Origin of the sequence: Fischerella thermalis PCC 7521 (assembly GCF_000317225.1) — a bacterium.
Lineage (GTDB): Bacteria > Cyanobacteriota > Cyanobacteriia > Cyanobacteriales > Nostocaceae > Fischerella > Fischerella thermalis.
The window spans coordinates 29072-54734 of the sequence record NZ_AJLL01000097.1 but is presented as its reverse complement, the minus strand read 5'-3'; the positions used below and the strand labels follow the sequence as shown (position 1 = coordinate 54734).

18 protein-coding genes and 1 pseudogene are annotated in these 25663 nt (G+C 38.9%); 5 read left to right on the top strand and 14 right to left on the bottom strand.

Going from position 1 to position 25663, the window contains the following annotated elements:
• Window positions 1–4 precede the first annotated feature (4 nt).
• The 14 genes and pseudogenes from UYK_RS0120500 to UYK_RS0120440 form a co-directional block, all read right to left on the bottom strand.
• A complete protein-coding gene (locus UYK_RS0120500) occupies window positions 5–1171 on the bottom strand; it encodes a glycosyltransferase family 4 protein (protein ID WP_016872074.1) in 1167 nt (388 codons plus the stop codon).
• Between the two features lie 94 nt (window positions 1172–1265).
• Entirely contained in the window at window positions 1266–3143 is a 1878-nt protein-coding gene (hepA, locus tag UYK_RS0120495; protein WP_009456389.1) for a heterocyst formation ABC transporter subunit HepA, read from the bottom strand.
• A gap of 4 nt (window positions 3144–3147) precedes the next feature.
• Entirely contained in the window at window positions 3148–4344 is a 1197-nt protein-coding gene (locus tag UYK_RS0120490; protein WP_016872072.1) for a glycosyltransferase family 4 protein, read from the bottom strand.
• Between the two features lie 32 nt (window positions 4345–4376).
• Window positions 4377–5507, bottom strand: a complete 1131-nt coding sequence (locus tag UYK_RS0120485; protein ID WP_009456387.1) for a glycosyltransferase family 4 protein — start codon at window positions 5505–5507, stop codon at window positions 4377–4379.
• A gap of 43 nt (window positions 5508–5550) precedes the next feature.
• Window positions 5551–6510 (bottom strand): glycosyltransferase family 2 protein, encoded by a 960-nt coding sequence (locus UYK_RS0120480; RefSeq protein ID WP_009456386.1) that lies wholly within the window; start codon window positions 6508–6510, stop codon window positions 5551–5553.
• A gap of 72 nt (window positions 6511–6582) precedes the next feature.
• A complete protein-coding gene (locus UYK_RS0120475) occupies window positions 6583–7536 on the bottom strand; it encodes a glycosyltransferase family 2 protein (RefSeq protein ID WP_026086536.1) in 954 nt (317 codons plus the stop codon).
• Window positions 7537–7699: 163 nt separating this feature from the next.
• Window positions 7700–7840, bottom strand: a pseudogene (locus tag UYK_RS25375) (glycosyltransferase family 2 protein); the annotation flags it as partial.
• Window positions 7841–7855: 15 nt separating this feature from the next.
• The gene (locus UYK_RS0120470) at window positions 7856–9076 is read right to left on the bottom strand and encodes a glycosyltransferase (protein ID WP_016872070.1); all 1221 of its coding nucleotides are present in this window, start codon (window positions 9074–9076) and stop codon (window positions 7856–7858) included.
• A gap of 159 nt (window positions 9077–9235) precedes the next feature.
• Window positions 9236–9964, bottom strand: coding sequence for a class I SAM-dependent methyltransferase (locus tag UYK_RS0120465; protein WP_016872069.1), 729 nt, complete (start codon window positions 9962–9964; stop codon window positions 9236–9238).
• A 39-nt stretch (window positions 9965–10003) separates the two neighbouring features.
• Window positions 10004–10714: a class I SAM-dependent methyltransferase gene (locus UYK_RS0120460; RefSeq protein WP_040469503.1), complete on the bottom strand. Its 711-nt coding sequence runs from the start codon at window positions 10712–10714 to the stop codon at window positions 10004–10006.
• 10 nt (window positions 10715–10724) lie between these two features.
• A complete protein-coding gene (locus UYK_RS0120455; protein WP_016872067.1) occupies window positions 10725–12146 on the bottom strand; it encodes an O-antigen ligase family protein in 1422 nt (473 codons plus the stop codon).
• Window positions 12147–12179: 33 nt separating this feature from the next.
• Window positions 12180–14324, bottom strand: coding sequence for a GumC family protein (locus UYK_RS0120450; RefSeq protein ID WP_009456379.1), 2145 nt, complete (start codon window positions 14322–14324; stop codon window positions 12180–12182).
• Between the two features lie 97 nt (window positions 14325–14421).
• The gene (locus UYK_RS0120445; protein WP_009456378.1) at window positions 14422–15594 is read right to left on the bottom strand and encodes a glycosyltransferase family 4 protein; all 1173 of its coding nucleotides are present in this window, start codon (window positions 15592–15594) and stop codon (window positions 14422–14424) included.
• Window positions 15595–15667: 73 nt separating this feature from the next.
• Complete coding sequence (locus tag UYK_RS0120440; RefSeq protein WP_009456377.1) at window positions 15668–16867, bottom strand: glycosyltransferase; 1200 nt, start codon at window positions 16865–16867, stop codon at window positions 15668–15670.
• A gap of 1051 nt (window positions 16868–17918) precedes the next feature.
• On the opposite strand from UYK_RS0120440, the gene UYK_RS0120430 reads away from it, so the two are divergent.
• The 5 genes from UYK_RS0120430 to UYK_RS0120410 all read left to right on the top strand — a co-directional run bounded on the left by UYK_RS0120430 (window position 17919) and on the right by UYK_RS0120410 (window position 25656).
• Window positions 17919–19619 (top strand): dynamin family protein, encoded by a 1701-nt coding sequence (locus UYK_RS0120430; RefSeq protein WP_016872065.1) that lies wholly within the window; start codon window positions 17919–17921, stop codon window positions 19617–19619.
• A gap of 14 nt (window positions 19620–19633) precedes the next feature.
• Window positions 19634–19996 (top strand): zinc ribbon domain-containing protein, encoded by a 363-nt coding sequence (locus UYK_RS0120425; RefSeq protein ID WP_016872064.1) that lies wholly within the window; start codon window positions 19634–19636, stop codon window positions 19994–19996.
• A gap of 745 nt (window positions 19997–20741) precedes the next feature.
• Window positions 20742–22784 (top strand): dynamin family protein, encoded by a 2043-nt coding sequence (locus UYK_RS0120420; RefSeq protein WP_016872063.1) that lies wholly within the window; start codon window positions 20742–20744, stop codon window positions 22782–22784.
• Between the two features lie 82 nt (window positions 22785–22866).
• Entirely contained in the window at window positions 22867–23835 is a 969-nt protein-coding gene (locus UYK_RS0120415) for a M48 family metallopeptidase (protein WP_016872062.1), read from the top strand.
• A gap of 6 nt (window positions 23836–23841) precedes the next feature.
• A complete protein-coding gene (locus UYK_RS0120410) occupies window positions 23842–25656 on the top strand; it encodes a dynamin family protein (RefSeq protein ID WP_016872061.1) in 1815 nt (604 codons plus the stop codon).
• Window positions 25657–25663: the final 7 nt, after the last annotated feature.

Below are 25663 nucleotides of genomic sequence, written 5' to 3'. Positions count from 1 at the left end.
AATATTACACTAGCTCAATAATTAATTGTTTTGCTGTTTTTGCAGCTACTTCCCAACTTAAACGAGATTTATATTCATGGAATGATGAGCGAGCTAATCTTTTATATTCACTATAATTAGATATGAGAGAAGCAATATAAGTAGAATATTCTCCCACTCTAGAGTTAACGGAAAAAGTTTTTCCGTTGACACCATCTTTGATAATAGTTGGTATACCGCCAACGTTTGTAGCTATAGAAGGAAGTCCAAAAGAATTTGCTTCACAAAAAACGTGTCCATAGGTTTCTGCTCTGGAAGGTACAATTAGGAAATGGGATGTACAAAATAATTCGTTGATTTGCTTAATACCTTCTGTTGTATATTTATTAATAAATCCAATAAATTTGACATAATTGGGAAAAGTTTCACTTGTTGGAGGTTCAGAGCCAACTACTATTAATTCAGTCTTCAAGCCACTTTTATTTAATTCTTTAGCCACATGCAGAGCCGTATCTCCTCCTTTTCTTAACCAATCAACTCCAATAAATAATAATCTACAAGAACGTGTATTTTTAGATTCCACTATATTATTAATATCCTCATAGGTTCTATTACATTCTATATTTGCTCCCCAAGGAACTATTCTTACTTTAGATGGGTTAATTCCATAAATATTGATAGCATTTTGAGCAGCCCAATCTGATAGAAATATTACTAATTTACTTCTATCTAATGCTGCTTTTTCTAATGCATATACGTGTCTTTTAGACTCATCACAGAAATTGCTAAAAATAGAGTAAAAATCGATTAATACTGTCTGAGGTGCATCTGTCCAGAGAACAATAGGTTGCTTACATTCGAGATATGCTATTGTTTGAGCATTCTCTGGGCATAAAACTATATTTGCTGTGGAACTAGATAGTTTTCTATAGACTTGATCTGCATAGCCTCTAATCACTGCTGGATCTGCCCAACAGGCATAAACTTTATGCAAAAATTTCCTATAAAATTTCCTCTTCAACCTATTTATAAATCTATATTCTTGTTTTAATGGCCCTATATAATCAAGTTGTACAGATTGCTTTTCTAAGTGTTGTGCTAAATGATAACCTGCTCCTCGAAGTCCTACTAGATTTTCAGGCCAATCCGAGTGGTCTAAGACATTATAACTAGTAACATATGCTAGATGCATAAATTGATAAAACCTCCTTAAATTTTTATTTTTGTAATCTTATCCAGTTTCCTTGTACCAAGAATATTGAAAGTTTCTTGACAGGTTGATTGTTCTACCCTACTTGACTCAATTCATGTTGAAGTTGGTGATATTTCCAGAGTTTGCCATGTTGTGCTAATAAATCTTGATATCCTCCTTGCTCTACAATGCGTCCCTGTTCAAGCACTACGACTTTATCTGCTCGGACAATTGTAGAAAGGCGATGAGCGATCGCAATCACTGTTCGACCAACAGCAAGCTTGTCTAAAGACTCTTGAATTAACCTTTCAGACACAGAGTCTAAAGCACTCGTCGCCTCATCTAAGATCAGAATATCTGGATCACGCAGCAAAGCACGAGCGATCGCTATACGCTGACGTTGTCCTCCAGATAGCCGGACTCCTCGATCTCCAAGCTGGGTATCAAAGCCTTCAGGTAACTGTTGAATAAATTCCAGCGCATGAGCCAATCGAGCTGCTTCCATAATTGCAGCTTCATCTACCTCTTCCATTGCATAGGCAATATTATTGCGGACAGAAGTATTGAAAATGAATGTATCCTGACTGACGACAGCTATCTTGCGGCGTAGCGAGTTAATCTCATACTCTCCCAGTTCTACACCATCCATGAGAATTTTACCTCTGGTTGGGTCGTAAAATCGTGGAATTAAATCAGCCAGTGTTGATTTACCAGCACCAGATGCTCCAACGAGTGCTGTCATCTTTCCCCGTTCGATAGTTAGAGAAATATTATGTAATACCAATTCATTAGCATCGTAGCCAAAATCTACACCTACAAACCTGATGGCTCGCTGCAATCCCGAAAACTGGACTTTACCATTTTGTAAGTAAAGTTTGTTGTCAGTTCTCAACAGCTCCTTAATATTGTTGAACGCTCCCTGAAAATTGTTGAACTGCGCTCTGGCTGCATCGATCGCACGCACATTTGGCGCAACACGCAATAAGACGAATAAAAATGTCAACAGCGAAGCTGATTCCAACAGTCCATTCTGAATTAGGAACCTAAATGCTAGAATCAGCATACCAATGAGCAGTGTGATCGAAACCCCTTCTGAGACGGGTTCTATCAATGACATCGCTGAAACAGATTTGGTCGCGCTTTGTAGGAGCTTCGTACTAGCATCATAAAACCGTTTGCGCTCATAGTCTTGAGCTGCAAACGCCTGAACTGTGCGAATACCATTGATAAATTCCAGCGCCACTGAAGTATACCAACTACCAGCGCTTGTCCTTGCAAAACTAGCCTCCCGTACTCGTCCTAATAATGTTGTCATCCCTACCGATAGCAAACTAAACAGCATCACGGAAATCAGCGTTAGTTGCCATGATAGTAATAACATTGACACTGTATAAACTAATAGAATTGAACTCCTGGTCAAAAGAAAAGAAATTACATTAAAAGCTTGTATTAACTGGTAGATCTCAGATGTGATGCTATTAATTAAATCACCAGAACGCGTCTTGGTAAAATAACTCAGACTTAATGCTTGCAATTGTTCAAAAACTCGTCTACGTAGTTGATCAGCAAGATGCAACTGAGTTTTCTGATTATAAACCTGTCCTAAGTAATTAAAGAGTGAACGTAACCATGTCGTCATGATTATTAGCGCACATATTCGATAGATGCGCTCAGCAGCAGGAGCATTTACTCCCAATATCCAAATATCAAACCAGGAAATGCCTGTTTTAATTGGTGGTGCAGTGGGATTGGTCAAATTTTGTAAAAATGACAGAATAAAACCAATCCCAAATCCTTCTAAAATTGCTGCTATGAGAAGATACACCAGAGCCAAAATAGCCATGCGCGGAAAGTATTTGAACTCTCGGAAGATAAAATAGTTATCTTGCCAAAAATTCGTAGCTTTTAACAACCTAGAAATTGGCATTGCCAGTTTAAAATGTATGTAATTTCCTACAGCAGTAAATATCATAGCCCTAGTTCCTCGCTGAACTGAATCGGCGTTCTAGTACTTTTTCAACACCATCAATCATTTTGTCCAAACTGAATTTTTTTAACACATGTTCACGACATCTTTTACCTAACTCGGAGTCATTCTCTCTCCAATTAATTATTTGATTGAGAGTATCTGATAAATCTCGCTCATTTCCTGGTTCAAATAGTCCTTTTTGAAACTCTCCTGTCAAAATCTCTGGTATTCCTCCAATGCAGCTAGCTACCACAGGAGTTCCACATGCCATTGATTCTACAATTACTCGTCCAAAAGGTTCTGACCATAAACTAGGTAGAACTGTGACATCACTTACCTGATATAGACTTGTAGTATTACTTATATGACCTAGAAAGCTGACATAATTTTCTATGCCCAAATCGATTGTTAGCTGTTCTAATGATTTTTGATATTTCTCATCTTCGTTGAGAGGCTTTCCAGCAATTAATAATTGAGTCTTACTACCATTTTTTAGCAAAATAAAAAATGCTTTAATTAGCGTTTCTAATCCCTTTTCTGGATCTAATCTGCCAACATAGGAAATTACTCTAGTATTTTCGAGGATATTCCATTCTTTTCTTCTAAGAACAAAATTAATTGGAGATGTGTATATTTCTAGGTTGATTCCGTTATGTACGACCGCAATTCTATCTGCTGGATAACCATTTTTAACCCAGTCTCGCTTCGTCCGATTGGAAACAGCAATAAACTGCTTCACACCTTTTAATCCAGTTTGCCACTGCCATCTAATATATGACTCTCTGAAAAACTGTTTTACACTTTTTATTGCGGTGTTACCAATTAATATTCTATGAGATGGAGGTAAATGCAGATAACATACCAAAGGTATATTTTTTGATAAAGCTAAAGCACGAGCAAAAAAAGTATCTTGATACTGATTACTCAGCAATATACTATTTTTAGTAACTGGAATTTTCCTATTTATTTTAAAAATATCAGCTAGAAATCGAAAGTTAGATTTTGGTGGATAAATTGTAAATAAATTAACCTTGATGACATGGCTACAAAACTTTTGATACTGCTCAAGTAAATTCCCTTCTTTAGTATAAACAAGGCTAATAATATGTCCCCTTTGAGCAAGACCACGGCAAATATCGAATAGGACTATTTCCTGTCCACCCCGACAAGAAGTTGGTTCTAGTTCTAAAACAATCAGGTGCATAATCAAGTTTTGTTATTTAACTAGATACTTCATCATGAATTAACACATTTTTGAAATAACTTAATATATTCTGGACGCGCTTGATCCCAACTAAATCGTTCGTAAATAGTACGATGACGACGACGCTGTTTAGATATGTCATGAGATTCTGCTAGGGATTGAGGTATTAAACTTGCCAAACTACCTGCTAATTCAAAATTAGCGAAATATCCCTCTTTACCTAATATATAGCGGGGAGTTTCATAGTCATGAGCTAAACATGGTAGACCGTAAGACATTGCCTCTAAAAACACACGTCCAAATCCTTCGCTCAGAGAAGCTAGAACGAAAGCATCTGCTATTTTGTAGTAATCTGCCACTTGATTGTAAGCAACAGTTCTAATTTGAAAATGCTCTTTTCCTAATAATTCATTACCTAAATTTAAAATTTCTGCTGATTCCTCACCTTGTTGACCAAGTAACAAAAGATAAGGACGTGGCTGAGATAAACTAGCAACTTCACGAATCACATAATTCATCCGCTTGTGAGAGTTATTGATAGCTGCCACAGAAAGAATCAAAGGTTGTTTTTCAGGTAATTCCAGCTTATGTCGCAAAGCTTCTCGTTCACTTGTAGTAAGTGTCTGAAATTCAGAGTTCATGTGAACTCCATAGAAAAGTAAAGTTTGTTTTTCAGCAGGCACTCCTACATCTAAAGCAGCTCGAAAATGAGTAGGAGATAATTGTAATATATGATCCCAACGATAAAATAGAGTTGGTGTACAGGGACCTCCATTTTTAAATAAGAGCTTATAATTTTGCTTTGTTAAATGCCGCCATTGTAATAAAAATGTCCCTAAACTTGGTTCACTAAAAAAGATGACATCTGGTTTTTTTATATGTATATGTGGCACTAGACTAATAAAAAATGATAATAACTGAACAAAGTAAGGATCTCTTCTTTCAACTTTTTTAAAAACTCTACTGATTTTCCTAGCTAGATTAGCATGATACGGTAGATTCCATAAAACAATTTCTTGACTAGAAGAATTTCCTCTACCTTTAAAAAGAGTGATGTCTAGATAGTTATCTTTTGATAATGCATCAAAAATTTCTTGAGCAAAAGACTCATACCCACGTCGAATATAACCAAGTCCTGGACAGAGGATAAACACTTTAATCATGGTTTTGAATTTGCTAAAAGATGAAATTTAAAAATAATCAATCTTAGCTGGCGATACCTAAGATTAGCCGACGCATAGTACGGGTTAGCGATCGCACTTCCTGATAAGTTTGAGATCCAAGCCAACGTATGATTGCTATTGCTACACTCAAGCGTACATACATCAACGTGTAGCGTAGTTGGGGGTAGTGTAAAACAGCTTGTCGACTAAAATACATTGCGTCGTTGTAGTTATTCTCTCCTAGCAGAGCAGACCAAGCTGCAAAATAGTTCATCCAGCCATAGCTACGATTTCGCAAATACAGCAATTCTAAAGGAGCAGACTGAAAACTTTTCTCGATTACCTGATGCAGTTCATGAACTATTTTTTTGCTGTTTTTAGTTGTATTTCTAGAATGTCTACGATAGAGAGTTAAAGGTTCTTTGACCACTGCAAAGGGGTAACGAGCAGCAATGCGGCTCCACATATCTCGGTCTTCACCAATACTAATATTGGCGTCAAATACTCCTACAGATGCAAAACATTCACGGCGAATCATTGGTGAACTACCTGTAGAGATCATGTCTCTGACAACAATTTGCTCCCATACATTCCCCTCTGCATTAGAAACAATTGTTACACCTGTAGGCTTATCTGATTCATCAATAAAATTTGTCCAGGTATAAACTAAACCTACTGCTGGGTTATCTTCCAGACAACACACTTGTTTTTCTAACTTGGTTGGTTCCCATAAATCGTCTGCGTCCAAGAATGCAATGTATTCTCCTTGTGCATGGGTAATACCTGTGTTGCGTGCAACAGATACACCCTGGTTTGGTTGCGAAATCAACCTGACACGTGGATCTGTTATCTGCAACGCCCATTCAACGATATTGTCTGAGCTACCATCATTAATGATGAATACTTCAAAGTCTGTGAAAGTCTGCTGCAAAACACTTTCTAGAGTTTTTGGCAGATAAGTCATGCTATTGTAGGCTGGGATAATAACAGATACCTTGGGCATATAGTTTAGTTTTTGGTAATTGGTAATTGGTAATTGGTAATTGTTAGTTGTTTACTCCCCACCTCCCCTACTTCATATACTGAATACGTGGCGACGCATGGTATAAATAAATGCCATTACTCTGCTGAAGCCGAATGGCCCAAACCATTTCATGATTGCGATCGCTAAAGTTAGACGGATGTACTGGCGAGAGTAACGCAACTGAGGATAGTATTTGACGGCTGAGCTAAGAAAATGACGTGTCCACTCGCAGTCTTTGTCGTCACTTTGCAGAGCTTGCCAAGCTATATAGATGTTGCTATGACCATAACATCGATGTTTTAGATACTGAGCTTCTGATGGTATCGATTGGAACACTTTCTCAATCACTGGACTCAGACCTTGTTCTATCAATCGCCAGTTTTTGGTCGTATTATGAGAGTGCAGTCGATAAAAAACCAAAGGTTCTTTGACTACTGCCAATAGATAACGAGAAGCAATACGTACCCATAATTCCCAATCTTCAGCAGAACGTAAATTTTGGTCAAATACCCCTACTGTTTCCAAACAACAGCGACGAACTAAGACTGTGGAAGTTTGGATAGGGTTTTGTTCAACTACTTGCTTCCACGCATTACCCTCTGCATGTGAGGATATAACTCTACCCAAAGATTTACCTTGCTCATCAATTAAAACTATCCAAGTATGCACAAAGCCTATTGCTGGATTTTCTTCCAGACAATGTACCTGTTTTGCTAATTTAGTTGACTCCCACAAATCGTCAGCATCCAGAAACGCTATATACTCTCCTTGGGTATGGGTAATACCTGTATTACGTGCCGCAGATACACCTTGATTTTCTTGGGAAATTAGTTTCACACGCGGATCTACTATTCCACAAGCCCATTTGAGGATAGGATCTGAACTACCATCATTAACAATCAATACTTCAAAATCTGTGAAAGTCTGCCGTAAAACACTCTCTAGGGTTTGTGGCAGATAAGTCATTGCATTGTATGCCGGAATAATAATAGATACTTTGGGCATATTAAGTGGTTGGGCAAAAGGAATAGGAGAAAATGGGTGTTGTTTATTGTATTGAACCGCCAAGACACCAAGTACGCTAAGGTTTTGTAGAAGGTGGTTTGTTAGCTTTTTAAGGTTAAGATACGTCGTCGCAAACCACGGCTGAAGTTTGGCATTTCATTGATTCCTTGTAATTATCGGTGCTACCGTCGTTGATAATTAATATCTCGAAATCAGTAAAAGTTTGTTTCAGAACGCTCTCCAATGTTTTGGGGAGATAGTTCATAGAATTGTAAGCTTGAATGATGATAGAAACTTTAGGCATAATATACCCCTCAATTTAATTAGTTTGTAAAGATAATTTCTTCTGAGATTGCACAATCGTTTCTAGAATCACATCACGATAACGCAGCGCGATCGCATCCCAACTAAACCGTGCTGCATTTTGTTTTGCACGCTCACTCCAATTGCTACTCAAGGCATCTTTAATTGCATGAGCATAAACATCTAGATTGGTGACATCACAGAGAATCCCGCCGTCGCCAATGATATATCGCCGCATTTCATCTTCAGTAGCGACTACAGGTAAACCAGTAGCCATTGCTTCTAGATAGACAAGCCCAAACGGCTCATAGATAGAAGGAAGGGTAAATGCATCAACACTGCGGTAGATTTCAGGCATTTGTTCAAAGGCAAAGGTGCGAATGGCAAAGCGTTCTGCACTCAAAAGACGTTCACCTAGTGACTGAAAATGGGCGCGATCAGGGCCATCTCCACAGATCAGAAGACTAACTTCACTGAAGCGAGATACAGCCTGAATGGCTAGTTCAACTCGCTTTTGGTTCTTGCGATTCAACGAGGCGACACACAGCACCACTGGTTTGGGCAAACCTAGATCAATTTGATTACCATCACAAGTAAATTGATCGAGATTTACACCATTGGGAATGATGCTGATTGGTTGCGTTGGTTTGAGAGTACGAGCAAATGCAGCAGCAGCTTCATCGAAAACTACCAAACGATCTGGACAAAAGCGAAGATTCCGCCTCAAGCATCGGCCATTTTTTACTAATGAGCCATCATCTCCTTTTCCCAGTAAGCTATTGTGTTCGGTGAAAAGTATCGGGGTTCCCCTGAGCGATCGCACAAAAGCAGCCATTGCTAAACCACCATAATCGTTGCAGGGAAAAATCAAGTCAGCAGGACGAGTCAGACAGCGAATTGCACAGGGTAAGAAACTGGTAAGGTGTTCTATAACAATCTCAGGATAATTGCTCAAACTACCCAACAGGGGAGTAATTAGAGGATGACGCACCAAACGGTAGGAATAGGTGCGGGGAATACCTCCCGCCGGATAGCTGAAGCAACCGCACGGAGAACCACTCAGAAGTTCTACTTCAAAATAAGCACTCAGCCGACGTGCTAGTTCGATCGCCATAATCTCCGAACCACCACTCCAGTTAACTCCTGCACTGGGATGGACTATAACAACCCGGTAAGGTTGTTTGTCTTTTACCCGATGCTGGAGATGATTTTTAGAGCCAATTAATTGCTGAGTCATATCATGTCCGTTTGAAAACTTGTATTATTCGTTGAGGTCGGTAATCGGTAATGGGAAAACCAATGACATAAGCTCAATGACTAAGCTTTATATCGTAAGCAATTAGCCGGACTTGATATCATTCGATTTTGGATAGGTATAACGGTTTTTTGGAAATATTCAAGACATAAGGACAACATTAACTTGTTGCTTTTTCAGCATCACAATACAATCCGTAAGTTCTGCATCAATTTTGCCAAAACTAAGTATTTTGATCATTGATTTGAGCAAATTCCATCCTCCTCTTAATATTTTATTTTTCTCTTTCATCTCTTTCTGACGAAAATTTTCGTATAAGACGAAATGTTCAATTGTTAAACCATTCATCATGGCAAATTGCTTGATTGATTCTGGAGCAATAAAAAATCTTGAGAATGTCCGAAAAGGCCCAAGGTGTCCTGCTCTACCTGCTCTCTTTTCACCAAAGATATGTTTATATACCCAGATATGGAACCAGAGCGGAGTATATTTTGTGATTAAACCCCAGATAGACATAACATTAGGAAATGCAAGAATGATAATTCCATCTTCTTTGACAGCATGAAAAAAATTGTTGAGAGCTTTTTCTGGTTCAGGAAGATGTTCCAAAACATACCAACAAACAATTACATCAAAATTTGCAACTGGTAAGTTGTAGACTTGTATATCTCCTAAAATCTTTTCGTTTAAGACAGAGTTACTTTTAAGCTGTTCTTCTGATATGTCAATGCCTACCAAATATGCATTCTGCCCAAAGTTAAAGTGACTTGCAGAACCACAGCCTGCTTCCAAAACTCGGATATTTTTTTTGTTGCTTAATAATTGATGAGATATTACTGACTGTAATTTATTTATTTCTTCCTGACTCATTGATTTTCCTCCACTGAGATTAATGGTTGAAATTGCTTGCTAGTCAGAATTTGTATTCAAAATAATTACAAAATCAAGGACAAAAAATAGGAATCGATTTTTGATGATTTTAAATTCGGTAATTCCAGCAGCATTTATTAGCCTGTGCAAGTCTCGCAGCGACAATAAGTGCATATAATCATCAGCCGCCCATCCCTTACCTATAAAATGTAAATAGCGGTCAAAAAATTTTTTGGGCAAAAAATGTAACAATGGCGTGCGCGTATGCACTTCAATGGGAAAATATTTATTCGGTGTAGTAATAAATGCTTTTTTAGCTACTCGTTTAATCTCTTTTAAAAAGATAATTTGCTGTGTCTCGTCACCTACATGTTCTAAAACAGCATTTGACCAACAGATATCAAATTTTTGATCGGCAAATGGAAAATTTTGACCATCATAAGTAACAATTTTTAATTGCGGATATCGTGATGAGGATTCCTGTCTTTTCGATACAATTTTCTCTTCAGGAATTTCAAGCTGTGAATCTTTACGGGCATACAGATATAAATCAGGAGTCTCAATACAAAGAGCAGTTATTTGCTGTAAATAAGGATAATGTTTCTCTAAATAATTATCCGTATTGCTGTATTCTTGTTCACTAAAACCAACATCTAAAATTGTGGTTGCAGGAGTCGGCTGAATTTCTGACAGGAACAAATGCCATTTACGTCTGCGATTCCAAGCAGATACTTTGTAAGCAAGCGACATAATATCTCCTTCAAACATGTGTAACGGGCATAGATTTATCCCAAGTCTGCTTTTCGTTCCAGTTCCAGCCACAAACAGCAAACACAGTCCAATAGTAAAAATAGAAAGCAGTTGAAACTGCTACATTTTCGGACAACATACCTACAAGTAAAGCTATAAAAACGGCCAATAGATTCCAACACAATTGATGCTGAATACTGTTGGGAGGTGTACGCCAGAGTAACTGAACCAAACGTGCAAACTGTGCGCCGAAAAATATTAAAAGAGCAGTGAAACCAAAGATTCCTCCTTCTACCAAAGCCCTGACGTAATCATTGTGGGGAAGATGTTGATCAGGATGTATATGGCTACTTAACCCTAAACCGTAACCAAAGATGGGAAAATGCTGCCAGGCTTGTATGAGGTAATTCCAATAGGCAATTCGCCAGTTAAAACTGTTATAGTCTCCCTGTGATAAGAGAATTGCTCGAGATATATCAATGTCTGGATTGAGTAGGGGTGTCTGAGTAATTGTGCTAAGGCGTTCTTGTCCTAATTCCGTACTGACAAATAGTCCTATGAGGGCTGCAAACAAAAGCACTCCAGCAATGAGGTTAGTTAGGCTCAATTTCGGAGCTATCATGACTATCACAAAAATGCAAAGCATCGCTAAGCCAACCATAGTCTTGGTAGTTGAAAGAACAAAAACCAATAAACCCAGCAAAAGAACCCAAGACCAACGCCGTCTGGCATAACCTAATTTCCACCAAGTCAAACCGATGAACAAAAATAGATAGACTGTAAAGTTGTTCGCGTGAACAAAAGTACCTTTTATTCGAGTTATACTTCCACCACCCAGCACTTGAGGCAGTACTGAAGGCAGAAATATCTGGAGTAACGCAACTGTAAGTGGGAAGACCAAGGAGAAAAACAACAGAGAAACAATCTTTTCAGGATGAAGTTTGTCCTTAAGCTGCATGATCAGCAAATAAATCATCAGAAAAGAAAATAGACGTATCCACTCACGGATGCTAATCGGTAATAAGGAAGCATCCATTCCCAGTTCTCCTAGAGGTAAGAGTATCAGCCACAAAGCTTGTAGCATTATCCAGCTTGCAAATAACCACCAAAAGCGATCAGTGTGTACTGGACGACCAAGCAACAGCATCACGATTACGTATAGCAAAGTCAGGCCATCTAAACCAATCGCAAATGCAGCTGGTATTTGCAGAGCAAACCAAGAATCGAGAGAGGAACGTAGGATCAATAGACCCATTACCGTTTGTTCAAACTTGGTAAAGAAGAAGATCAGCACAGGTACTGCTACTAGAGCTAAGCACAGGTAAAGAGGTTTAGCACCTGCAAAAAACCCTGCAACTATACCAACTCCTACACCTAATAACCCAACCAACAGTGGCAAAAAAGAAGAATGTACACGTTGATTAGTCAACATAGTTAGCTAGATTTCAAATGGTTTTTAGCAACTTTAAGCGGAACCACCCCCACTCAAACGTCTAGATGACAAAGGTTCATAACCATTAACGGCATAACGGTAATATCGTTCTGTTTGGTCTGTAATTCCATTGACAACTACTCCCATGATTGGTATTTGATTGTGTGTTAATTCTGATACTGCTCTTTGTAGAACTTCTTTGATTGTAAAACCGGGACGTGTAACTAGCAGAATTCCGTCACTTTGTCTTCCTAAGGTATGAGCATCAGCACAAGCACTAAGAGGAGGAGTATCTATAACTACAAAGTCATACTGCCGAACTGCTTCTATCAGCAGAGACTTCATAGCCTCGGACTCTAGTAAATGTGAGGGACGCCCGTGCAATTCACCGCAAGTCAATACAGAGAGGTTAGGAATATTAGTTCGTTGCACAGTCTCTTCTAGGGATCTTTCTGAGTCAATCACATCCGTAATACCTGGTCTGGGAGCTAAGTTAAACAATGTGTGGAGGATGGGACGACGCAAATCTGCATCAATCAGCAGTGTCCGTCGAGATAACATAGCGGAAATCGCAGCTAAGTGTGAAGCAACTACAGATTTACCCTCCCCGGTAATGGTGCTACTAACAACAATCGATCGCAACGGTTCACTACTACGAAACTCTAGGTTTTTAAATAGAGTGCGGTATGGCTCAACCAAGCCGACATGATCTAAAAATTGTGCGGATGGCTCCAGAGCGATCGCATGACCTGGTAAACGTGGTAATACTCCTAGCAATGGCAACTTCAGTAATTCCTCTGCTTCGGAAGCATCTTTCAAAGTGTGATCCATCAACTCTAGCAACAGGACAATACCTGTGGCTAAAGCAGTCCCAAATACGATAGCGATCGCCAATACGGTTCTTTTGTTGGGTAAGGAGGGTTGAGTTGGTGGTTGTGCTGCTTCAATAATCTGGATATTACCAACTAGTTGAGCTTCAGCAATTCGTGCTTCTTCTAGTTTGCTTTGCAGTAACTTCAAAGATTCCGCCGACTCTTCTCGTTGGCGTGTGAGTGGAGTCAGCTGTTGCTGTTGAATTGGTAATTGTGCTAGACGAGTCTGGAGGTTAGCCCGATTAGTTTGTACAACTTTTAGCTTGTTTTCCAGTGCCAAGCGCTCAACATCATTAATAATCAGTTGAGAGGTCAAGTCTTGACTGATTTGATCGCCTGCGACAGAGCCAGAAGAGATAGATTGATTTCTGGGGGATACGCGGGCTAGTCCTTGTTGATACAAAGCACCTAAACCGTTTCTTTGTCCCAGCAGATTTATGACAGTCGGATGATTATCTGTTAAAGACAAACGAGCTTGAACTAGTTGAGTCTCTATCTCTGCTAACTTATTGCGTAAGGCTTTGAGTTCTTCATCTTGACCACCACGTACAGCTGCATAAGCTTGATTGAGAGCTTTCGCATCGGTGACTTGTTGCAATGAAGCTTCCTTGGAACGCAATTCTTGAAGTTGAGCTGAAAGAGTGTTCTCCTGCTGTTCCAAATTAGCCAGGCTCTCCACCAAACTTTTGGTTTGCTCATCAAAGGAGACAATACCGCTACTTTGTCTATATCTGTTTTCCTTCTGTTCAGCTTCCTGTAGCTGCTTGCGGGCTTCAGGAACCTTTTTTTCTAAGAATTTGCGGACGTTGGCAGCTTCTTGACGAATAACTTGAGTATTATCCTCAACCATTGCTCTGGAAACAGCATTGACGACTTTGGTTGCGAGTATAGGATCTTCGTTGAGATAGCTGACCTCCAAAATGTTGGTAGCAGGAACAATTTTGATTTTCAAGCCTTGACTGAGCTGATCGACAGTAAGTTCATTTTCCGGTGAACGAAATCCAGACTCAGCCGTAACCTCAGTCAACGCTCTTTGGAGAACCCGTTGCGACTTGATTAATTCTGCTTGATCAGCTAAGGGGTTAGAACCACCTGGTGTACCTGAATTGAGTTGCGTCAGGTCGCGTCCCAATTCTGAAACGCTTACCCTCTTTTGATCCAGCATCAGTCGCGTCGATGTCTGATACTGACGTGGGGTAATCTGAAGGTAGGCGATCGCTCCACTAATGACAGCAGCAAATGTAACTAGGGCAGGTAAAGCACGCCGTTTCAAAATAGATGGTAAAGATGACAAGCCTTTTTCCATAATTTTTTGGGCATCAGGGATCGGAGACAAGGGAAGGGGGACAAGGGAGAATAACCAATGACAAATGACTAACAATCAACAACCAACAATCAACAAACTATTGACTCTTGACCATTGACTCTGGACTATTGACTACTAGTTCAGGTGAGTTCAACAGAGTTGTATATAGTTTTAAGGTTTCTGAGGTAATGCGATCCCAGCCGTAGTGAAGTTGCACATGTCTTTGTGCATTCTCAGCCATTGCAGCTATTTGTGTTGGGTGATGAATTGCCCAATCTAGAGAACGAGTACAAGAGTGGAGATTTCCAGCCTCAAAAAGCATTCCTCGTCCTCCACTAATCAATTGCTGGTGGGGTGGAATATTACTTGCCAGGACTGGTATACCTTCGTGCATTGCTTCTAACATTGCTAGAGGTAGTCCCTCTAAATCAGAAGGCAAAACAAATAATCCTGCGCCCCGGACGATTTCCCACAGACGAACACCCCTGAGTTCGCCTGCAAATATGATATTGGGATTACTAGCAATCTTTTCTAACAACCTTGCGGTAAAGGATTTTGTATCACTAACACCTCCAGCTACAACTAGTTTCCATCCTTTGGGTTTCAAGCTACTGAAGGCTTCTATAAGTAAGTCGGGACGTTTTTCCGGGACTATTCTGCCCAAAAACAGGATGTAGCGCCCCCAATCAAGACCTAGCTGCTTTCCATAGGTGAAATTTGGATCTGATTCACCATACCTGGCTGGAGCATTGGGAATGTAGACTGTCTCTCGACCATAGGTTTGTAAAAAGTAGGATTTCAGCGCATCTGATACGACAATGATTCCGTCAGCAAAACGTACTGCTGTTTTCTCGCCCATATGAATTAAGCGAGTGGAAAAACTACCCCACTTGGCGCGTTGCCAATCTAATCCCTGGCAGGTGACTACCACTTTGGCGGTAGTGGTAATTTTAGCTAAACCAGTAAATAGAGATGGACCAAGAGCATGGAAATGAATAATATCGTATTTTTTTCCAGCAGCAGCGATCGCACTTAATGCTGAGGTCAGGAAAGCGTCTACGCCTTTCATTGGCAAACCGGGTAAGGAGATGACTCGAACTCCTTGAAAATTATCATGAACCAGCCAGGAACTCTGGGTATAGGAACAGCGGGCAAATAAATCTACAGTGTGACCCTGTGCTGTCATGCGCGGATACATTTCTGCACAGTAATGTTCGATTCCACCCTGTTTAGGAGGTAGACCTTTTGCACCAATAACGGCAATCTTCATACCAACATACCAATCAGTTGTCCTTGTGCTCTAAAGCCTCTTGATATAAGAGTCAAACCTCAAATTGACACGGTCAATTTGATTTGTTCCAGCGTTGCCACATTTGGCTATAAACTTCTTTAATGACAGTATGTGCAGCATAAGGCTTGGCAGCCTGTAGACAAGACTCAGTTGGATAATTCTCTGGATGCAGCAATACCTGTTTTAAAGCATCTGCTATACCCTGGGGAGTGCGTTCTTCACAAACAACTCCAGTATCAGCAGCCAGAATTTTTGGGGTTTCACCGCATCTAGTTGTAACTACAGGTGTTCCACTAGCAAGTGCCTCAAGCGCCACTAAAGGTAAACCTTCGTAGGCACTGCTGAGAACAAATGCATTGCTGATACGATGCAATTGTGCCATTTCTGTTTGCTCCACTGCGCCCAGCATGGTCACTTGCCTAGATAAGCCTAATCGCTCAATTTCTGTACGTACAATATTTGTTAACTCCCCATCACCTGCCAACAGTAAATGAACATTGGTAATGTTCAACGCCGCAAATGCACGTACCAACAAAACCGGGTCTTTCTGTGGGTGTAATCTGCCAGCAAATAGCACAAAATGCGTATCTTCAGCCAACCCTAAATCAGATGCTAGTTTGCATCTTGATGCTTCTCGTTCTTCCTTACTCAATGGATAAAAAATTTCATTGTCAAATGAATTTTTGATGTAAGTTACACGTTCTGCTATTGTTGGGTAGCGCTGTCGGTATAGTTCTACTGCATCAGTGTTACATGACAATATGTGGTGAAACTGTCTAAGTAAAAATTTTTCCAAGGCAAAATAAGCCGCGGGAAATTTTCGCCACAGTATCGCCTTCTTGTCACCCCCAGCCTGCATCTGTGCCCGAATATCATTATGAACAAACAGAGTTTTCTCCCCACACCAATTCAGGGCTGCTAAGGTTGGTTCCAATCTGTGAAAATGCATGAAGTCTGAAGCAAAGCAATGCCCTACAAGGGCGCTTGTATACTTCAAGGTGGTAGGTATCAAACTTCTGATATTGTCATTGTGCAATGTAAATAAAGGCAGGAAACTAATTACCCTACCAGCTAATTCTGCTTCTTGCCATTTACCTACAGCTTGGCTGCTACTGCATCCTGTTCCTACCAGGCGCACCTCAAATTCACTGGGAGCGTACTTGATAAAATTCTTGATGAGTGTCTGAATTCCGCCAATAGTGGTATTCCAAGGATTGAATTGATAAAAAATTGTCAGAATAGGTTTACGCATGAGATGCACCCTGCACAACAATTGTGCAATTAATGAGGTGTTTTCACTTCAACAAACTCTCAAGAAATATTGTCTACTTCCATCGGTTCTGTATTTTTTCAAATGTAAAAACATTGATGATTTTTGAATTCCTCCGATGGTAGTATTACGTGTTAAGGATCTATTTGGAAACTTTGAAAAATACCTACGCTTAGCCACAAAAGCAGATTGCTCTCGCATATACACTGAGCAAGCCTTCTACTTTCCAAAACACGCAAAAAATTTTTATGCTGTTTTCATCAATGCTTCATTACGCCTTTAAATAAAAATGTAGTCTTTCTGAAGTTGAATGACACTTAGATCAGGAAAGCTTTACACAATCTTTATTTTGTTTTGAGATTAAGGTTTTTTTATGAATAAAAGTATTATTTTTTACCATTTTTTTGTTATTTTTGATGCATACTGTATTTTTTTATGAAGTTTTCATTAAGTTTGTAATTTAAAAAACTTTATAGTGATTTGAAAATTAAGATATTGATTTACACAAGTCTTATATTAGGATTTTTTGAACAATTAGAAGTTTACTACATCAGGCTTTACCCAAAACTGAAGTAAGCTCAAGTATAAAGTGAGCAGTTATGAGCGATCGCTTATCCCAGCCAATTGATGTTTGCGCGTGAAGACTTGCAATTCGACAAAAAAGTTGGTGTTTGCATATGACGCATCGTGCTTACTGCAATTCCAAAGCGCGCATTGCTCCTATCCGGGTTAGACTGGCTAGCAGGTTAGTACTCGATCATATAAGTTCTGAGGGGTTGCGAGGGGCCAGATCCCTGGCTTTTTAAAAAGTCGGGGATCTCAAAGCCTATCAAAATTAATGTGGTTGAGTACTAGTATTGCTCTACTGAAGGACTAACTCTTTGTATCAGCCTTAACTGGAAGTCATCACATTTTTCATTGGAACTGCCTTGTGTCTTTATTCAGTAAAGTGGAGTAAGACACAGTGTATCGACAAGATTTTTGATGCATTGTTAGTATGATACGTAATATATCACAGCATTATTAAATATATATGTCGTTTGCCGCCGATTATAAGCAATTAGTGCTTACGCTGGTAGCTTATTTAAAGCAATTACGAAATTTTTCAGAAAAATTTCATCTGGAAAAGCTGATCCAACAAACTGATAATGCCATCAAGCGGATTGAAACAGATTCATTTTCTATTGCAGTTGTTGGCGAATTTAAACGAGGTAAAAGTACGTTTATTAACGCTATTTTAGGCGATGAAATTCTGCCAGCAGATGTTTTACCAACAACGGCTACTCTTAACCGCGTAACTTATGGTTCAGAACCATTCGTCAAGATTATATTTAAAGACGATGAAGAGCGGGACATAGCTATTCACAAATTAGTCAGCTTTGTGACTAAACTCACACCAGAGTGTGAAGCTGTTGCTGCAACTGTTAAAGAAGCTGTTATTTATTATCCAGTAAATTACTGTCGCCAGAATGTAGAAATTATTGATACACCTGGCTTAAGTGACGATGAAAACATGACAGCAGTTACACTTTCTGTTCTGGAAAAGGTTGAAACTGCCATCATGGTGACATCAGTATTAGCACCTTTTGGTGAATCTGAAGGTAATTTTCTTACCCAGAAGTTGCTCACAACTGATCTGAGCCAAATTATATTTGTAGTCACAGGAATTGATCACTACAAGCGACATCAAGATATTGAGAAGGTATTAAAAACCGTTAAACAGCGTATCAAAGACTTTGTTCAAGATTGGGTTGAAGAAAATTTTGAACAGAATTCTCCAGCATACAAACTCTATCTTAATAAAGTTGGCAGTATCAAGATTTTTGGTCTTTCTGCTTATCAAGCATTGTCAGCAAAAATTGCTAAAAATGATGTACTTTTGGCTCAAAGCCGTTTTCAGGAATTTGAATTTGCACTCCAGAAAATTGTATCGCAGGAACGAGGAAAAATACTTTTACAGGTAGTTGTAAATCAAGTTATTAGTATCTCTACAGAAATTAGAGACTACTTGAATAACACAAAGAATAAATCATCGTATTCTTATCAAGAAATTGAAAATAAATATGCTAAAACAAACAATCTAATTACAAATTTGAAAAATGTAAAAAATCAAAAAAACTTACAGATATATGCATCTATTGATAGTATCAAAAAACAAATAAATCCGTTAATTAATCAATTAGAAGATAGATTAAAACAAGCAGCAGAGCAAATAATTGAATCAACAGAAACAAACTCTTCTCATGATATCAATGCTCTACTACAGCAATTTGCTACTCAAGTTGACAATGCAGTGCAAAAGGTTAGTCAAAGCATAGCCAAGGAAATTCAGGCTGTAATTCATCGAGAATTATCAACAGCTTTGCAGCAAGTCAGCACTTTAGTAGAAATTGCATCTGAAGTGATGCGTACTGTTGAAACACATTTTAATCAGTTTGATGAGAATATTATAGTTGTTAAAAGTAATTTAGGAGCAGTCAACAACTCCCTGTATCAAGCCCTGCATGAATTTAATCAAGAACAACTTGGAAATTTATCAAACTTGTTTCCTAGCAGTTCAGAAGTATTTCTGTTGAAAGATGAGGCCAATGGTTTATACACAATTGTTGGTGGGGTTGCTGGTTCCTTGTTTGGCCCTGTAGGAATGGCTGTAGGTGCAGCAGTAGGTGCTGGATTAGGTAATTCTCAGAAAGTTAAAAATTTAAAAAAAATTATACATCGAAAGTCATTTTAGAGATTGAAAAACAATTGCGATCGCACAACAGCAATCAAATAGTTGATGATTACGTTTATGCAGCTAGCAGAAGAATAGATAAACTCAAAAATCACATCGATCAAGAACTTACTTCCTGGATTGAAGATACTCAAAATACACTCGCCAAATTACAGGGAAAACAACAGGCTGTGGTTGAAAGCGAACAGAGAAAAATCAATGCAATGCTCACCGAAACCCAAAATATCCTCAATCATGCTTGGGTTTTATCTGAGCAGCTTTACCAAACTATGCAACAGGAAGATAAGTTAGAAACAAAGATTTGTCCAAATTGCAGTTACGAGAATGCGGCTAATTGCAAATTTTGTATTAAGTGCGGTACTAGACTATCTGAGTAGATAGCTAGATGAGCAAACTACGTGAGATTTTGTAAATATTTTCTTGCAAAGAATTATAAGAAACGTAACATCCCGGATTTCAGGTAGGTAATTATAAACCTGATTTTAGCTTTTTCTGGATTGCAAAAAAATAGTAACAAAGCAACGAGCCAGATATAACTTCTATATTTGCAATTATGATGACATAAAACTGCTCATTTGTCATAAAATGCTGACAATAAAATTTTAGCCAATCCGAAATCGCTGCATTTCAAGGTGTATTGCTCATTAGTCTGCTAAAAAAAATAGCTAGCGAATCGTATTCGCTACTAAACATATCAAATCTGTTCATCTCATATTTTGCGCGGTATTTTCACAAGCATATCTATCAAGCGACAAAGCCCTTTACTGGTCAATAGTTCATACAGGTAGATATGCTTTTGTTTTACCATGATTTACCCCTGTTTGGGCTTTATGCAAGATATCCCTGTTCTGTCACTCTCGGAAAACAATAATCTCGGCCAACTTCTGAGACTTTGATTTCATCCGGGTTTGAGGCTTTATTTTCTAACAGAAACTAAAATTTATAGACGAAAAGTGGAAACTAAAGCCCCGTAACTATTTGAGCGATTGGATTCTCCCAAAGTGACAAATGAGGGATATGAACATCGGATCAACAGACCTACTCAAGAAATCTAATCAGAACCACAAAGTCTAGTATTTGAGTCGAAAGTTTTGGAAGTAAACCACATATACAGGAGTGAAAATGAAAGCTGACACTAACCAAAATACACCGCTGATCTCACTCACAGATTACAATAAGTTAGCTAATAACTTAGTACTAGATTTGAAAAGATTGCGCTCTTTTTCGGAAAAGCTAAATATCCAACAATCTCTGACAGCAATTGATGATGTTTTGGAAAAGATAGAAAATAAAACTTTTTGGGTAGCAGTTGTTGGAGAATTTAAACGTGGTAAGAGTACCTTTATTAATGCTTTGTTAGGACAGGAAATTTTGCCCTCAGATATTGAACCCTGCTCTGCTACAATCAATCGCGTTACTTATAGTTTGAATTCTTATGTAGAAGTGGAATTCAAAGATGGTCGTAAAGAGAGAGTAGAGATTGACAAACTAAGTGAATATGTCACGAAATTAACCCCAGAAGCTGAAGCAACTGCGGCAAATGTTAAAGAAGCGGTTGTTTATTATCCGGCTCCTTATTGTAGAAATAATGTAGATATAATTGATACCCCAGGATTGAATGATGATCCGAGTATGACAGGGGTGACACTTTCAGTTCTACCAAAGGTTGATGCTGCTATTTTGGTAATTATGGCGCAGTCGCCAGTTTCGGAAGTGGAAAGAGACTTTTTAGAGAATAAACTATTAACAAATGATCTCGGTCGGGTCATTTTTGTAGTCACGGGAATTGACCGCTGTAATCGGCCTGGAGATGCTGATAAAGTGATTGCCAGTGTCAGAAAGCGAATCAAAGAATATGTATTAGAGCGAGCAGCCCAACAGTGGGGTGAAGACTCAGCAGAATATGAGGTTTACTTGAAAAAAATTGGTGAACCGAAAGTTTTTGGTCTGTCTGCTTACCAGGCTTTAGAAGCCAAGGATAACAATGATGATGAATTGCTGGCTAAAAGTCGTTTTCAGGAATTTGAAAAAGCATTAGAGCAATTTTTGGCAAGAGAACGGGGTGCAATTGAATTGCAAGTGCCTCTCAATCGAGTAATTGCTTCGGCTGGGGAAATTTTATCAACAATTAACATTCAAGAGAATGCCCTCAAAATGAAGCTGGAGGATTTTGAGAAAACCTACGAAACTTCTATTCAAGAAATTTCCGAATTGCGCCGTAGAAAAAAAGAAGAAATGCAGCTAATTGATCGAGCAGCTGAAAATGTCAGATACAATGTTAGACCTTTATTGAATAAGTTAGAAGAAGAGTTGAAGCAAACAGCAATCCAAGTTATTGATTCAACTACTATTACCGCCAAGGAAGTCAGCAACAAAAAAGCTCTGACTGAGAAACTTGGTCGCAAAGTTTCTAATAGCTTGCAAAATACTGGGCAGAAGTTAGCAGATAAAATTCAAACAGAGATTCAAAAAGGGTTGGCAGAAGAAATTGACCGCTTACAAGATTTTGCTAACTCTGTGGTGACTGTTTTAAATCGCATTGAAATGCAGTTTGTGGATGTAGAAGCTGATGCTAAACGCAAAAGAAGTGCAGGCGGAGAAGCGGTTGCTGCGGCTTTAGCTGTATTCACAGGATTTGGTGGTATTTGGGCAGGTTTTCGGATTGCGGGTGTGAAGGGTGCAGCAGTTGGTGCAGTTGGTAGTTTCGGTACAGCATTTGGTGCAGGGATGTTAGCCGCATCAATTGGATTACCTATTACCTGGCCTGCACTTGTTGCTATTGGTGTTGTGTCTATATTCACAGGTGGTTGGCTGACGAGACTGGTGTTTGGTGGTGAGCAAGTGGAAGCCTTTAAGGAAAATTACAAAGCAGCTATTCTCCAAGAAATTGAAAAACAAATGAAATCAAATCCCATCAACCAAAAAGTTGAGGATCACATTTCTGCGAGTTTCGATCATCTCAAACAAACGCTTTCTCAGGAAGTAGAAGCTTTGCTAGATAACACCCAAAATACTCTCACAGAACTGAACCAAAAACGGCAGCGGAACGAGGCTCTCACCGAAGCTGAACAAAAGGAACTAGATGAGATGCGTGCAGAGACAGAGAGAATTTTGGGTAGTGCTCAAAGACGATCGCAGGAGCTGGTCGAAATCATGAGTGTATAAAAATTTACATAAATGCAACTGTGAGGTTGAAAACTCTGACCTCACAGTTGAGAGATTGCATTTCACAATCCTGGTTTGAACTATGCAAAATCCATCACCTACCAACCCGACAGCAGCAGTTGACCTGAATTTTGGCCATTATTTGGAAGTGCGCGATCGCCAATTATCTGCTCATTTGGTCGCTGGAATCCCCGACTATGCCTTTTCTTTAGATCAAAAACTGCGCCAGCAACTCACAGCAATGGGGCCAGTCAGAACTGTAGCTCAGGCGTTAGTTAGTTGGTCTGTGCCTATTTTTCAGCAATTACTCCTGATGGAAAGTATTGAGGTAGGCCCACAACAATATCCCAATATCTATGCACTTGGTGAAGATTGCGCTCACAGATTGGGTATTGGTGTCCCGCAGATTTTTATTCAGCGCGGCTCTGAGTCTGATGCTTATACTTTCGCCACTGATGATATCGCACCAATTATTGTCCTCTCTAGTGAAATTGTCGAATCTTTTACACCAGAAGAACTCAAATTCGTCATTGGTCATGAATGTGGACACATTCATAACTTACATGGTGTTTACAACACTGTGATCGAAATTATGACCAATCAATTAGCAGAAGGAGTTTTACAGTCAGTTCCCACACAAGGAGTATTGGATTTATTTGTCCAAGGCGGACTAACAATATTTTTTAAACGCTGGAGTCGGTATGCAGAAATTACTTGCGATCGCGCCGGATTAATTTGCTGTGGAGATGTGAGAACCGCAGAATTAGCTTTCGTCAAGCTGATTATTGGCAGTGGAGATTCTTTAAAGCAAATTAATATTGATAAATACCTGCAACAGATGAGCAAAAATCCATCTCCTCCTATGCAAATGCAAGAACTTTTTCAGACTCACCCACTAATTCCTAAACGGATTAAGGCGCTGCGCTTGTTTGCTGAATGTAATGTTTTTCATTCTTGGCGACCGGATGCAAAAACAGCAGATGTACGCAGCAAACAAGAAACTGATAATTTATGCGAGCAAGCTCTTCGTGTCATGCCTCAAGGATATTAAGTTGTTATGGAATCACTTGCTAAATCTCTCAGTTATGACTTTACCTATTTACGCCAAGAGTTTCTAGAAATTCTCACTAATTTTACAGAAGAATTGCGCTTAGAAAAATTTCAAAATGCTCTAGGTAAAAGGCTCATCAAACAGATTCAAAGTCAAATAAATCAGATATTGACTCGTTTAGATGCAGACTTTGTACTTGTAGTAATTGGTGACTTCAAAAGAGGTAAATCGACACTCATCAATGCTTTATTAGGTGAAGCGATCGTGACTACAGATGTGTTGCCAGAAACAGTAACAATTAATCATATACAATACGGTTCCGAACATAAAGTTTTTATTTGTTTGACAGATGGCGGACAAATTCAATTAACAAAAGAAGAATTAAAATCAGAACAACTTAATCAGATTTTAGCCCAACTACCTCAGCCCATTAGTCATTTGACAATTGAAACTCCCAATAAATGGTTACGAGGACTGCGACTTGTAGATACTCCCGGTACAGGGGATATTTTCAAGCGATTTGATCGCCAAGTTCATACTTATCTTTTACAAGCTGATGCAGTAGTATTTGTATCTTCCGCACTAGCACCATTTGCAGAATCAGAACAAGCATTTTTGCAAATGTCCGTCATCCCTCAAGATTTTCCGAAAGTCTTTTTTATTTTGAATCGGATGGATGATATTCGCACAGACCCAGAAGCAGCTAGATTATTAAATGGGACTTATAAAAAAATTAGTAATTTGTTTCCTAATCCTCAACTTTTTGGGATTAGTGCTTTGGATGAATTCTGTCGGATTCAATCATTATCCAGACCAAATCATGCTTGTGTAGCAACATTAGAAACAGCATTTCAGGAATTTCGTCAATGTTTGGAACAAACTATCCGTTTACAACGTGATTTAATTCAACTTGACCGAGCAACTGACCATACAGATCAGATGTTGCAAGAAATGGAAGACAGTTTGTTGTTGCTGCGTAATGCAATGCAAGCAGACAGAGAGCGTTTAAGTCGTGTTATTAGTCAATGTGAAGATCCAACTTCAGAATTATTTGGCAAGGTCGCCCAACATATTAAGTTGATGAAAAATGAAATTAATCAACTTAGTGACCAAGCTTGTCAGTGGATGACTGAGTTTCTCAATCGCATTGATAATGAAGCGATCGCTAGCATTCATAAATTTAAAGTTGAAGATATTAAAAGACATTTTCAGTTCTTTTTAACTAACTCCTTGAGAGAAGCAATTGATAAGTGTATAGCTGTGCATAAACCAACTATTTTTGCAAGTTGTCAAAAAGCGCAAAAAGCTATTTTTGCAGAATTTAAAAATTTAACTAATGTTACCAGGATAGAAGACACTGTTGAACAAAAAACAGGAGCTAATCATGAATATTTAGGGACAAATATTGATACTTTTGAAATTTTGTCGGAGTGCGACACCTCGACTTTTATTGCTGACTTAATAATCAGGCAAATTCAAGATTTAAAAACCGCAAGACAGAATGTGAACTACCAACAAAAACTGCAAACGGTATTACCAGATTTTAAACTAGCTATTATTAAAGAAATTCGCTTGCTTTATGAGAATATTGCTACAAAAATTGAGCAACAAATCGAAAACGCTTATTCTCAAGATATTGAAACTTCACTTTCAGTAATGCAACAAGCACAAGAAGTATGCGCTCAAGAAGCACAGACAGTCACAGCAACGAATGAAGCATTACAAGAGGCATTATCAATTTTGCACCATGGTCGTCAGCAACTCAAGGTTTTAAAACAAAAACTTTGTTCTGAAGATATGCTGGAGACTGTATCTCAGTAGAAAGTGC

Bases quoted from the DNA above. Each gene is read 5' to 3' on its own strand.
- UYK_RS0120500 (WP_016872074.1), bottom strand. From the start codon at position 1,171: ATGCATCTAGCATATGTTACTAGTTATAATGTCTTAGACCACTCGGAT.
- hepA (WP_009456389.1), bottom strand. From the start codon at position 3,143: ATGATATTTACTGCTGTAGGAAATTACATACATTTTAAACTGGCAATG.
- UYK_RS0120490 (WP_016872072.1), bottom strand. From the start codon at position 4,344: ATGCACCTGATTGTTTTAGAACTAGAACCAACTTCTTGTCGGGGTGGA.
- UYK_RS0120485 (WP_009456387.1), bottom strand. From the start codon at position 5,507: ATGATTAAAGTGTTTATCCTCTGTCCAGGACTTGGTTATATTCGACGT.
- UYK_RS0120480 (WP_009456386.1), bottom strand. From the start codon at position 6,510: ATGCCCAAGGTATCTGTTATTATCCCAGCCTACAATAGCATGACTTAT.
- UYK_RS0120475 (WP_026086536.1), bottom strand. From the start codon at position 7,536: ATGCCCAAAGTATCTATTATTATTCCGGCATACAATGCAATGACTTAT.
- UYK_RS0120470 (WP_016872070.1), bottom strand. From the start codon at position 9,076: ATGACTCAGCAATTAATTGGCTCTAAAAATCATCTCCAGCATCGGGTA.
- UYK_RS0120465 (WP_016872069.1), bottom strand. From the start codon at position 9,964: ATGAGTCAGGAAGAAATAAATAAATTACAGTCAGTAATATCTCATCAA.
- UYK_RS0120460 (WP_040469503.1), bottom strand. From the start codon at position 10,714: ATGTCGCTTGCTTACAAAGTATCTGCTTGGAATCGCAGACGTAAATGG.
- UYK_RS0120455 (WP_016872067.1), bottom strand. From the start codon at position 12,146: ATGTTGACTAATCAACGTGTACATTCTTCTTTTTTGCCACTGTTGGTT.
- UYK_RS0120450 (WP_009456379.1), bottom strand. From the start codon at position 14,324: ATGGAAAAAGGCTTGTCATCTTTACCATCTATTTTGAAACGGCGTGCT.
- UYK_RS0120445 (WP_009456378.1), bottom strand. From the start codon at position 15,594: ATGAAGATTGCCGTTATTGGTGCAAAAGGTCTACCTCCTAAACAGGGT.
- UYK_RS0120440 (WP_009456377.1), bottom strand. From the start codon at position 16,867: ATGCGTAAACCTATTCTGACAATTTTTTATCAATTCAATCCTTGGAAT.
- UYK_RS0120430 (WP_016872065.1), top strand. From the start codon at position 17,919: ATGTCGTTTGCCGCCGATTATAAGCAATTAGTGCTTACGCTGGTAGCT.
- UYK_RS0120420 (WP_016872063.1), top strand. From the start codon at position 20,742: ATGAAAGCTGACACTAACCAAAATACACCGCTGATCTCACTCACAGAT.
- UYK_RS0120415 (WP_016872062.1), top strand. From the start codon at position 22,867: ATGCAAAATCCATCACCTACCAACCCGACAGCAGCAGTTGACCTGAAT.
- UYK_RS0120410 (WP_016872061.1), top strand. From the start codon at position 23,842: ATGGAATCACTTGCTAAATCTCTCAGTTATGACTTTACCTATTTACGC.